Below are 11870 nucleotides of genomic sequence, written 5' to 3'. Positions count from 1 at the left end.
AATCAAAAATAATCCAGCTTAAAACGCACTGTGGAAAAATACGCTCCCGCCTTCAACGGCTGATGATTCGGCATCAACGTCATGGAATAATTCAGCACTCTATTTCCCGGTATTATTCCTTCCATCGGTAAGGGTTTCCCTGGAATAACCGGCGTGCCGTTGCTGTCTTTTATCTTCAATGCGACGCCGCGCGCCTCGCCCTGTACGCCAAACAGAGCGCCTTCCGCATAACCATCAAACGTGACCTGAAAGAATTTCCAATCAGGTTTGTTTTCCGGCCGTTCCAAAATGCAGTTGACCAATTCAATACTGAAAGGTTTGGTCATCCCCTGGCCGTCACGAATGATCTGCCCGAGAGGAAGAGTGTCCATATCGATCGTCTGATCGCGGCTGCCGGCGGCAATGGCGCAGGCGGTGTCGATAATGGCGCCGTGCATGTTGACTTTGCCCCACCCCTGCGCGGCGGAAGTTGCATAGCCGGGCGCAAACGCCAACGACGCCAAAAGAACGGCACCCGCTCGATTCCTTGGTAAAAACATCGCGACATTCCTTTGACAGGGAGATTCACCAGGCATGTGGCGAGCCCCATGCCTGGTTGATTAAGCCTTCGGACTCACTTACTGATAAGCCAGGGTGAAATCGGCTACGGCGGTGAAGTCGCCCGGAACGATGGCGGCGGAAGCGCCTTCGCCCTGCAGGTAGGCGGCGAAATGCAGGGTGTTGTTGCCGGTGTTCAGAGTCTGCGCGGTAGTCGCTTCACCCAGTTTGATCGGCTGGCCGTTGTAAGAGATAGCTACGCCGGCGCCGCTGGCGGTGCCCGCGATGCCCAGCAGATCCTTATCGGTAGACGATGCTACGCCGCTAAAGGTGGTTTTAACGGTTTTCAGGGTGGTGATGTCGCACTGCTCCAGCTTGATTTCAAACGGACGCGGGTTGGATTTGCCGCCGTTTTTCAACGCCACGTTGGACACCTGGCCCAGATCTACGGTCTGATCGATCGACTCAGGCGCAATAGAGCATGGCGCATCAATAATAGAGCCCGTGAAGGTGACCTTACCGTGTCCCTGATCGGCTGCCTGTGCAAAAGAACTTGCGCCAAATGCAATCACTGCAGCCATCATGATTTTGTTAAGTTTCATAGAACCTATATTCCTTATAAGAAAAAATGCATATTCCAATCAAGAAAAAGAGCCACAGGAAACCTGCTCGCGCTTATATGTGCGCAGCCCTAATTCTTTAGCATCTTGCTAGTTGGTTAACTGCCAAACCCCAAAGGCACCGACAATAAAAAAGTCGATAACGGCAAGTCTGCAGCGGCCCACCCATTAATGAATTCGCCCTATAAAAATAAACGAAATCACAACGAGCAGGGGCCAATACTTTCTAATCCGCCCTTCTTGTTCGGCGATGAATATTCTGGCAAATGCCTCTCAGCAAAAAAAGGCTTTTTTTGATCAAGGCGAACATTCGCAATTTATTTCCTAATTGAAGTTAATTTACTGTTATTTTTAGGCTCATAGATCGTAAAAAATACTTTTATAGAGCAATATCCTGTTTTTGCGAGATTCACAAGTAATCAGATCGCAAAGTGGCGCTTTGTGAATATAATAAACCAAAATTTTAGGTTTCTGCGTGACGCCACCCCTGCCTGAACATAGGTAAAAACGGGGCGGGCAACGCCTTTTTTTTCAATCCTGATAAATAGATAGGAATTTTCTTTGTTCGCGTTTTACCTCGTTGTTGGTAGGCGGCGAATGTTTGTTTTTTCTTAGGAATACGGCAATCGGAATACAGAGGAAGTGCTATGGAAGCGTTATCTCCGAAACAAAAGGAAATACGGCAATTGCAGCACGATCTGCTGCAAACATTATTCGCGCAATCGCCCCGTCAATGTCCCGTCGCCGGGCCGCCGCCACAGCAGCAGTGGCTCTCGACGCGGCAACTGGCCAATGCCGTCAACGTCGGTGTTTACCGGGCTCGACGGCTGTTATTGGATCTTGTCGCCCGACAAGAAGTGATTGTGACGGACGGCTCCATCAACAACTCGTTGAGGTGGTATCCCACCGCGTTGCTGGACGGTGGTGATAACAACGGCATACCCAACAAAGATGCATCTCACTCTCCTTTAACGGAATAAATAGGGCCAGCCGGCCTGATTGGCAATATTTCATTGCGGAGTAACGCCGCACACCATTTATATATATCGGGATATTATCGTGAGAAAAACAGCCCTGCTATTTTTACGTTGCTGCCTGGCACTCTCTTTCTTCCTGCTGCTTGGCAACGCCAACGCATTTACCTGCCGCACGTCCGATGGCGGACTGATTCCACCCGGGGGCTCGACCACGCCGGTTGACGTCCGGGTTCGCATCGGGCCGCAGCTTTCTTATGGCAAAAACGAAATCGTCAACGTCAGCCAGGTCACCTGTAAAAACGACGTCGCGAGCTGGTATGACTATCTCAAAACCGACAGTCCGGCGCTGTCGATGAACAGTGCGATTTTTGGCGCCATCGGCAGCGGTACCACCATCAACGGCAGCGACTATAACTCCCCGGTGCCTGCCGGCATCAGCGTACTCAGCCTCACCGGCTTGCAGACCCAGTCTGTCGCCATCCGGGTCTATATCGTGTTGAATCGTTTCCCAACGCCGGACATCAAGGTGAATAAGGGCGACGTCATCGGCCAAATCAACTTTATTCAGACCAACGATCAGCCGGGTTGTCCGCAGTGCGGCGTTTATCGCTGGCGCCTGATCGCCGACAACGACGCCTACTTCGTCACCACCAGTTGCACCATTAACAACGGCCAGCAGATTAATGTCGATTTTGGTCAGATCCGCCAGGACTTTCTGACTCAAAGCGCCAGCGATGCCCAGATCAAACAGGACAAAGCGCTCAGCTACCAGTGCGACGATCAGAGTGCGACGCAGGATATTCTGATCCGCATGGTCAGCGACGCCAGCGGCTTCTCCAGCGATTTTATCAAGACCACCAATCCTAACGTCGGCGTGGCGATGGTGTATACGGCGCGGTGGTGAAACCCAACAATGCCTTCAGAACACGCATCGTCAACGGCCTAGGTAACGATACCGTGACCTTTGTGCCGGTGAAGAACAATGTCCCTTACACCAGTATCGCCACCGGTCCGCTGTCGGGCTCGGCCACGCTGATCTTCAGCGCACCTTGAGACGGGAGCCAGAATGAACATGACGATAAAAACGGGCTGCGCCCTGCTGTTGGCGCTGGAATTGATTAGCTCGGCCGCTCAGGCCGCCGATCAGGGCACCAAAGTCAACATCACCGCCACCGTAGTGGCGCCTCCGCCTTGCGTGATCAACGACGGGCGCACCATCGATATCGACTTCGGCAAGGTCGGCATCAAGCGCATCGACGGCAACCGCTATATGCAACGCATCGATTACAGCATCAAATGCGAGTTTCTGGATAACAGCCGCCAGCTGAAAATGAAGATCATGGGCGGCGCGGCGGCCTTCGACGGCAGCGTGTTAACCAGCAGCGTCAATGGATTGGGCATCAAGCTGTTGGCCAACGGTAAGGCCTTCGCCATCAATACGCCGCTGGACATCGACTACGCCAATCCGCCGACGCTTGATGCGGTGCCGGTAAAAAACAGCGCCGTCACCCTGGCGGAAGGCGATTTCACCAGCGGCGCCACCATGCTGGTGGACTACTTTTAATCACCGCGCCGCAGAAACTCGCGAAAAAAAGCCGCAACGTCTCCGTTGCGGCTTGGTCGAGGATGGTGCGCCCGGGGCGCTCCTTACATCAGGCTATTCAGCCGAAGATCCCGCCGAACCACTGGCTCAGCTTCATCATCACCATATCCCAGATGCGGCTGAAGAAGTTGCCCTCTTTCACCTCTTGCATCACCACCAGCGGGTGCTGTTCGATGGTTTTGCCGTCCAGCTGGAAATCGATGGTGCCGACCACCTGGTTTTTCGCCAGCGGCGCTTCCAGCGTCGGTTGGGTCAGCTTGTAGCTGGCCTTCAGGTTTTTCATCTGCCCTTTCGGAATGGTGACCGAGGCGTCTTTCGCCACGCCAAGCGGCACTTCGCTGACGTCGCCGAACCACACTTTCTGGGTGACGAACGGTTTATCGGCCTTGATTGGCGTCGCGGTTTCATAGAAGCGGAAGCCCCAGGTCAGCAGCTTTTCGCTTTCGCTAAAGCGCACGCGATCGCTCGGCGCGCCTAAAACCACCGAGATCAGACGCATCGGTCCGTCGGTAGCGGACGCCACCAGGTTGTGGCCGGCGCCGCTGGTGTAACCGGTCTTGATACCGTCGACGTTCAGGTTGCTGCTCCACAGCAGACGGTTGCGGTTAATCTGGCGGATCTTGTTGAAGGTGAACTCTTTCTCTTTATGCAGCGCGTATTCGTCCGGCACGTCGCGGATCAGCGCCTGACTCAACAGCGCCATGTCACGCGCGGTGCTGTACTGCCCTTCCGCATCCAGGCCGTGCACCGTCAGGAAGTGGGTATTCTGCAGGCCCAGGGATTTGGCATAGTTGTTCATCAGGCCAACGAACGAATCCTGGCTGCCCGCCACGTAGTCTGCCAGCGCGATGCTGGCATCGTTACCCGACTGGATCACGATGCCCTTATTCAGTTCCAGCACCGGCACCTGATCGCCAGGCTTGATGAACATCAGCGAAGAGCCGCGCAGCGCCGGGTTACCGGGCGCCCAGGCGTCTTTGCCGACGGTGACCATGTCTTCCGGCTTGATCTTGCCGGCCTTGATCGCCTGGCCGATCACGTAGCTGGACATGATCTTGGTCAGGCTGGCGGGATCGAGACGGGTGTCGGCATTGCCTTCGGTCAGCACCTTGCCGCTGTTGTAATCCATCAGAATGTAGGCCTTGGCGTCTACCTGCGGCGGCGCCGGCGGCTCGGCGGCGCGCACGGCCGGGGCAGCCAGCAACAGGATGCCTACGCTGAAGGTCAGTTTTTTCAGGGAAGTGGATAAGTTTTTTTTCATCATGACGTCGCCAGAGTGTCCATTCAAACCATTGAAATAGCGTTAACTTTCAAACATGTTCACGTTTTAAGCCAACCAGCGAGAGTGGCCCGGTGCGCGCATGGCGGCCGCAACCCCCTGCGGCGCCCATAGCGGGTAACACAACGCACCGAAAATGCCCTTGCTGTGAGTTTATGTGATTTATCTTATTTTTGCAGGGTTTAGCGTGAATTTTCAGCATTTTTACATAACTGTACGCAGGCCCCTGCTGATCGTTTAAAAAAACATCGTGACGCGCATTTTTGCACCCACCCACGGCTAAACGGCCAAGCATCTGCACCGCTAAACATCTGCGCTTCCATACGTCCAAAAAAGATTAATATATTCCATAATGGCATATAGAACCGTTATTTGTTCTTTTTAAAGCGCTTATCCTCAGCGCTATCATCCGCACAACGACTTTTATACCGAATAATCCTGGAGATGAGTCATGGCGATCCCCCATTCCGTCATCGAGATGATTGGCAATACCCCGATGCTGGAACTGACCCAGTTCGATACCGGCCCATGCCGGCTGTTCGTCAAGCTGGAGAACCAAAACCCCGGCGGTTCGATCAAAGACCGCGTCGCGCTGTCGATGATCGAACAGGCCGAGCGCGACGGCAAACTGCAGCCGGGCGGCACCATCATCGAAGCCACCGCCGGCAATACCGGCCTGGGGTTGGCGCTGGTAGCGGCGCTGAAAGGCTATAAGCTGCTGCTGGTGGTGCCGGACAAGATGAGCCGCGAAAAGATCTTCCACCTGCGCGCACTGGGCGTGGAAGTGCTGCTGACCCGTTCGGACGTCGGCAAAGGGCACCCGGCTTACTATCAGGATTACGCCAAACGCCTCGCTGGAGAGATCCCCGGCGCCTTTTATATCGATCAGTTCAACAACCCGGCCAATCCGGCGGCCCATACCACCACCACCGCGCCCGAACTGTGGCAGCAGATGGAGCATGACGTGGACGCTATCGTCGTCGGTGTCGGCTCCGGCGGCACGCTGGGCGGGCTGAGCCACTATTTCGCCGACGTTTCGCCGCAGACGGAATTTGTGCTGGCCGACCCTGCCGGCTCTATCCTGGCGGACTATCTCGACAACGGCCACATCGGCGAAGCGGGCAGTTGGTTAGTTGAGGGCATCGGCGAAGACTTCGTCCCACCGCTCAGCGACTTTGACCAGGTCCGCAACGCTTACCGCATCGGCGACGCGGAGGCCTTCATCACCGCGCGCGATCTGCTGCGCAAGGAAGGCGTGCTGGCGGGATCGTCCACCGGCACCCTGCTGGCCGCCGCTCTGCGTTACTGCCGCGCGCAAACCGAACCCAAGCGGGTCGTGACCTTCGTTTGCGACAGCGGCAACAAATACCTGTCTAAAATGTATAACGACCACTGGATGCTGGAGCAGGGCCTGCTGAGCAAACCGCAGCACGGCGATCTGCGCGATCTGATCGCCTATCGCCACGACGAAGGCGCCGCCGTTTCCGCCGCGCCGGACGACACGCTGGCGATCGTGCACGCCCGCATGCGGCTGTACGACATCTCGCAGCTACCGGTGCTGGAAGGCGATCGGGTCGTCGGTCTGATCGATGAGTGGGATCTGCTGAACGCCGTCCAGGCCGACGCCGCCCACTTCAGCCTGCCGGCCGGCAGCGCGATGACCAAGCAGGTCCAGACGCTGCAAAAGGAAGCCGGCTACGAGGAATTACAGGCCACCTTCAACCATGGCCACGTCGCGGTGGTGCTCGACGGCGAGCGCTTCCTCGGCCTGATTACCCGCACAGACGTGCTTAACGCCTGGCGCCAAAAATTACGTTAATAAGGACCCATTATGGCCAAGTTTGATACGTTGACCGTTCACGCCGGTTACACCCCGGACGCGACCGGCGCAGTGATGCCGGCGATTTACGCCACCTCCACCTACGCCCAACCGGCACCGGGCGAGCATACCGGCTACGAATACTCCCGCAGCGCCAACCCGACGCGCACCGCGCTGGAAAGCGCCATCGCCGAACTGGAAGGCGGCAGCCGCGGCTACGCCTTCGCCTCCGGTCTGGCGGCCTGCTCCACGGTGCTGGAGCTGCTCGATAAAGACAGCCACCTGATCGCGGTAGACGACCTGTACGGCGGCACCTATCGCCTGCTGGAAAAAGTGCGCAGTCGCACCGCCGGCCTGCGCGTGACTTACGTGTCGCCGGCGGATCTCGCCGGGCTGGAACAGGCGATCGAACCGGATACCAAAATGATCTGGGTCGAAACGCCGACCAACCCGCTGCTCAAGCTGGCGGATCTGAGCGCCATCGCCGCGATCGCCAAAAAGCATCAGCTCATCAGCGTGGCGGACAACACCTTCGCCTCGCCGTATCTGCAACGTCCGCTGGATCTAGGTTTTGACGTGGTGGTGCACTCCGCCACCAAATACCTCAACGGCCACTCCGACGTGGTGGCGGGCGTCGCGGCGGTGGGGGATAACCCGGCGCTGGCGGAACAGCTCGGCTTCCTGCAAAACGCGGTCGGCGGCATTCTCGATCCGTTCAGCAGCTTCCTGACGCTGCGCGGCATTCGCACCCTGGCCCTGCGCATGCAGCGCCACAGCGACAGCGCGCTGCGCATCGCCCAGTGGCTGGAGAGCCAGCCGCAGGTGGAAAACGTCTACTATCCCGGCCTGCCGAGCCATCCGCAGCATGAGCTGGCGGCACGCCAGATGACGCGCTTCGGCGGCATGATCTCGGTACGGCTGAAAGGCGACGACGCCTATGCGCGTCGGGTCATTCAGCGTTCGCGCCTGTTCACCCTGGCGGAAAGCCTGGGCGGCGTGGAAAGCCTGATTAGCCAGCCGTTCAGCATGACGCACGCCTCCATTCCGCTGGAACAGCGCCTGGCAACCGGCATCACGCCGCAGCTGGTGCGCCTGTCGGTAGGGATTGAGGATGTGGAAGATCTGATCGCCGATCTGCAGCAGGCGCTGGCGGAATAATCGCCTGAATCAATCGTCATCAGCCCGGCCGGCGCGCCGGGCTTTTTTGTGCCTGATGTTCAGACGCCGATGACGTCCCGATAAAAGCGCTGTGCCACATCGGGGTGGGAACGAATGCGGCCTTTCAGGTAGTTATACCCCACGTCGCGCAGCAGCGGGTTGAGCGGATCGCTGGCCGGGCCCCGAGCCTGCGCCGCCAACGGCGGCGGCAGTTGATACAGCGGCACCACCGCGTCCAGCCGTGCGCCGAGGAAGAACGCGATCGACAACCTGTCGCGCCCTGCCGGCGGCGTCTCCACCCGGTGCACCGTGGCGCGCAGATAGCCGTTGGTCGCCAGCTCCAGCAGCTCGCCGATGTTCACCACGAAAGTGTCTTCACGCGGCTGCGCGTCTATCCACCGCCCTTCGCTCACCTCCACCTGCAGCCCTTTTTGCGCGTCCTGCAGCAGGAAGCTGAGAAACCCGGAGTCCTTGTGTGCGCCAACGCCCTGTGCGCTGCCGGTAGCCTCCCGCCCCGGATAGCGGATCAGTTTGATGTGCTCGTTGGGCTTCTCGCCGTACAAGCGATCGAACGCCTGCTCCGGCAGCGACAGCGCCAAAGCGAAAGCGCGCAGCAGCCGCAGCGACATGGCGGTCATCGCCTGTTGCCACTGCAGCAGCAGCGGTTTCAGCGTCGGTAGCGCTGCCGGCCACTGGTTTGGCCCCTGCAGGCGTGCCCAGCGTGGCGTGTCGTCAGACAACGTCAGCGCCGGGCGTTCGGCGCCGATATCGAACTGCTCGCGCCAGTCAGGCTGCCCGCGCGTGAGCTCCGCCGCCGCCCGGTTGTAACCGCGAAAGTGCGGCGAATGCACCATCTGCACCGCCAGCTTGTCGGCTTCCGGCAGGGCGAAAAATTGCCGCGCGGCGTGCTGCAGTCGCGCATTCAACGCGCCGTCTACGCCGTGCCCACGCAGATAGAAAAAACCGACGTCGCGGGCCGCCGCGCGCAAATCGTCGAGAAAGGCGCGCCGCTGGCGCGCATCACCGTCAAGCTGCGAAAGATCCAGCAGCGGCAGCGTCTTCAGCGTCGTCAGATGCGTCATCATGCGGTTCCTCTTCTTCCCCGATCACGATCGGGCTGCCATACAGACGAATAATCAACATTGTCACTCCCCGCGGGTAGCTGCATTTGCCCCATAGTTATCACCGCGCTCGCCGGAGCGGCCAATATTGTTGCGTTCTAAGTTATGCAAACGTTCAACAAACTGTCGCAAAACCGTCATCAATGTTTCTTATGCTCTGCGCAATTTCGCCGACGCCGCTGGCTGGCGATGGGCGCTATCCGCTATCCTGTAAACGACCTCATACCCTGCCTGCCGGAGAAATACTGATGGATTTAGCCTTATTCGACCTGGATGAAACCCTGATTGACGATGACAGCGCCAGCCTGTGGATCCGCTGGCTGGTCGGCCAGGGCTTCGCGCCGGCGGAGCTGGAACTGCAGGAGCAGCAGCTGATGCAGCTCTATTATCAGGGCAAGCTGTCGATGGAGGACTACATGCAGGCCACGCTGGCGCCGCTGACCGGCCTGAGCGTGCAAACCGTGGCCGGCTGGGTGCAACGCTACATTCGCCGCGATATCCTGCCGCGCGTCTATCCCGCCGCCCGTGAGCGCCTGCAGTGGCACCGCGAACGCGGCGACTGCATCCTGGTGATCTCCGCCACCGGCGAGCACCTGGTGGCGCCGATCGCCGAACAGCTCGGCGCCGACGATGCGCTGGCGATCGGCGTGGAAATCAGCGACGGTCGCTTCACCGGCCACACCTACGGCACCATGACCTACCAACAGGGCAAGGTGATCCGCCTGCAGCACTGGCTTGCGCAGCATCCGCACCTAAAGTTCGAGCACAGCCACGGCTACAGTGACTCCCTCAACGACAAGGCGATGCTGCAATTCGTCGACAGCGCCACGGTGATCAACCCCGACAGCGAGTTGAGCGCGCTAGCGGCGGAGCACGGCTGGGAAGTGTGCCGCTGGGAGCGTTGATCGGCAGACAAAAAATGCCCTGCGGTGTGACAAAAAGCGCATTGTGGCGTAGGTATTAAGGGTCTTTAATCCGCTAACGGAGTTATCCCATGCTGACCATTTGGGGTCGTGAGAATTCGAACAACGTCAGGAAGGTGCTGTGGTGCGCCGCCGAACTGGGGCTGAGCTATACCCACATCAACGCCGGCGGCGCGTTCGGCAAGGTCAACGAAGAGAGTTACCGCGCGTTGAACCCGAACGGCCTGGTGCCGCTGCTGCAGGACGATGACTTCGTGCTGTGGGAGTCCAACACCATCGTGCGCTACCTGGCGGCGAAATTCGGCGACGCGACGTTCTATCCGCAAGATCTGCAGGCGCGCGCCGCCGCCGAGAAATGGATGGACTGGACCACCTCAACCATCGTTCCGGCCTTCACCATCGTCTTTTGGGGCCTGATCCGCACCGCGCCGGAGCTGCGCGACATGGCGAAAATAGAAGCGGCGATCGCCACGCTGGAAAAACACTTCGATATCATTGAACAGACGTTGGCGCACCAGCCTTACCTCTCCGGCGACGCGTTCGGCTTCGGCGATATTCCGCTCGGCAGCTTCGCCTACGGCTGGTTCGAGATGCCGATCGCCCGCCGCCCACGGCCGAACATGGAGCGCTGGTATCAGCAACTGCGCGCTCGCCCGGCCTATCAGCGCGGCGTGATGAGCGAGCTCACCTGATGCGTGCGGGGCGTTACGACGCCCCGACCTTCAGCAGCTTGCCGTCCCGTTCGTCCGTCAACAGATACAGGTAGCCATCCGGCCCGCTGCGCACCTCACGAATGCGTTCGCCGCGATCGCCCAGCAGCCGCTCTTCCGCCACCACTTTGTCACCCTCCAGCGTCAGGCGAATCAGTTCCTTTTGCGCCAGCGCGCCGATGAACAGCGAGTGACGCCAGGCAGGGAAGCGCTGCCCGTCATAGAACGCCATGCCGCTGAGGCCGGGCGAGACTCGCCAATAGTGCAGCGGTTGTTCGGTGCCGGGCACCCGCTCTCCTTTCGCCTCCGGGATCGGCTGGCCGGAATAGTTGATGCCGTAGGTGGCCAGCGGCCAGCCGTAGTTTTTACCCGGCAGCGGGATGTTGAGCTCATCGCCGCCGCGCGGGCCGTGCTCGTGTTCCCAGATCGCGCCGCTCCGCGGGTTCAATGCCAGCCCTTGCGGATTGCGGTGGCCGTAAGACCAGACCTCCGGGCGTTTACCTGCCTGGCCGACCCAGGGATTATCTGGTGGTATCGCGCCCTCGGCGGTCAGCCGCACCAGCTTGCCCTGCAGTTTGTCGGTTTCCTGCGCCGTCGGCCGCTGGTTGTTTTCACCCAGCGCGATAAACAGGTAGCCTTGCCTGTCGAACGCCAGCTTGCCGCCGAAGTGATTGCCGACCGACAGCTTGGGCTGCTGACGGAAGATCACCTTAAAGTTCTCCAGCCGCGCGCCATCGTCGCTCAGGCGGCCATAGCCGACCGCCGTGCCGGCTTTGCCGCCCTCGCCCGGTTCGGCGAAGCTGAGGTATACCCGGCGGCTGGCGGCGAAGTCGGGGGCCGGCAACACCTCCAGCAGGCCGCCCTGCCCCTCGGCGTAGACCTGCGGCACGCCGGCGATCGGTGCCGACAGGCCTTTGCCCGGCTGCCATAGCCGCAGCCGACCGGGCCGTTCAGTGATAAGCAGGCCTTGATCCGCCGGCAAGAAGGCCAGCGACCAGGGGTGTTCCAGGCCGTCCTGCAGTTGGCTGACCGTCGGCGCGGCGTGCAGCAGGCCGCTGCACAGCAGCAAACCGGCCAGCAGAGTCAATCGGGGCATGGTGTCCTCCTGGGGTGAAATGACCCG

11 protein-coding genes and 1 pseudogene are annotated in these 11870 nt (G+C 59.4%); 7 read left to right on the top strand and 5 right to left on the bottom strand.

Annotation, left to right across the window (positions count from 1 at the left end):
• Nucleotides 1–2 precede the first annotated feature (2 nt).
• Complete coding sequence (locus WA302_RS04640; RefSeq protein WP_025302213.1) at nt 3–539, bottom strand: fimbrial protein; 537 nt, start codon at nt 537–539, stop codon at nt 3–5.
• A gap of 78 nt (nt 540–617) precedes the next feature.
• Nucleotides 618–1139: a fimbrial protein gene (locus WA302_RS04635; RefSeq protein WP_025302212.1), complete on the bottom strand. Its 522-nt coding sequence runs from the start codon at nt 1137–1139 to the stop codon at nt 618–620.
• Between the two features lie 665 nt (nt 1140–1804).
• On the opposite strand from WA302_RS04635, the gene WA302_RS04630 reads away from it, so the two are divergent.
• From WA302_RS04630 to WA302_RS04620, 3 genes and pseudogenes are all read left to right on the top strand, one after another.
• Complete coding sequence (locus WA302_RS04630; protein ID WP_025302211.1) at nt 1805–2137, top strand: hypothetical protein; 333 nt, start codon at nt 1805–1807, stop codon at nt 2135–2137.
• Between the two features lie 187 nt (nt 2138–2324).
• Nucleotides 2325–3187: pseudogene (locus WA302_RS04625) on the top strand (fimbrial protein).
• 19 nt (nt 3188–3206) lie between these two features.
• Nucleotides 3207–3698, top strand: coding sequence for a fimbrial protein (locus WA302_RS04620; RefSeq protein ID WP_225735588.1), 492 nt, complete (start codon nt 3207–3209; stop codon nt 3696–3698).
• A 97-nt stretch (nt 3699–3795) separates the two neighbouring features.
• Here WA302_RS04620 and WA302_RS04615 read toward each other — a convergent pair whose 3' ends face one another.
• Nucleotides 3796–5001, bottom strand: coding sequence for a serine hydrolase (locus WA302_RS04615; protein WP_043137823.1), 1206 nt, complete (start codon nt 4999–5001; stop codon nt 3796–3798).
• 466 nt (nt 5002–5467) lie between these two features.
• On the opposite strand from WA302_RS04615, the gene WA302_RS04610 reads away from it, so the two are divergent.
• Together WA302_RS04610 and WA302_RS04605 are read left to right on the top strand one after the other, a co-directional pair.
• Nucleotides 5468–6835, top strand: a complete 1368-nt coding sequence (locus WA302_RS04610) for a cystathionine beta-synthase (RefSeq protein ID WP_261456175.1) — start codon at nt 5468–5470, stop codon at nt 6833–6835.
• A gap of 12 nt (nt 6836–6847) precedes the next feature.
• The gene (locus WA302_RS04605; protein WP_025302206.1) at nt 6848–7993 is read left to right on the top strand and encodes a trans-sulfuration enzyme family protein; all 1146 of its coding nucleotides are present in this window, start codon (nt 6848–6850) and stop codon (nt 7991–7993) included.
• A 59-nt stretch (nt 7994–8052) separates the two neighbouring features.
• Here WA302_RS04605 and WA302_RS04600 read toward each other — a convergent pair whose 3' ends face one another.
• On the bottom strand, nt 8053–9075 hold the full coding sequence (locus tag WA302_RS04600; RefSeq protein WP_025302205.1) for an isopenicillin N synthase family dioxygenase: 1023 nt from the start codon (nt 9073–9075) through the stop codon (nt 8053–8055).
• Between the two features lie 287 nt (nt 9076–9362).
• On the opposite strand from WA302_RS04600, the gene WA302_RS04595 reads away from it, so the two are divergent.
• The gene (locus tag WA302_RS04595) at nt 9363–10019 is read left to right on the top strand and encodes an HAD family hydrolase (RefSeq protein WP_025302204.1); all 657 of its coding nucleotides are present in this window, start codon (nt 9363–9365) and stop codon (nt 10017–10019) included.
• A gap of 89 nt (nt 10020–10108) precedes the next feature.
• Entirely contained in the window at nt 10109–10729 is a 621-nt protein-coding gene (locus WA302_RS04590) for a glutathione S-transferase family protein (RefSeq protein WP_025302203.1), read from the top strand.
• Between the two features lie 13 nt (nt 10730–10742).
• Here the strand turns inward: WA302_RS04590 and WA302_RS04585 are convergent, their stop codons facing one another.
• Nucleotides 10743–11843, bottom strand: coding sequence for a PQQ-dependent sugar dehydrogenase (locus WA302_RS04585; RefSeq protein WP_049207932.1), 1101 nt, complete (start codon nt 11841–11843; stop codon nt 10743–10745).
• Nucleotides 11844–11870 lie beyond the last annotated feature (27 nt).

This window comes from Serratia sp. 201, assembly GCF_037027545.1.
Lineage (GTDB): Bacteria > Pseudomonadota > Gammaproteobacteria > Enterobacterales > Enterobacteriaceae > Serratia > Serratia bockelmannii.
Note: the sequence above shows the minus strand (reverse complement) of the source record. Positions and strands in the feature narration are given on the sequence as shown.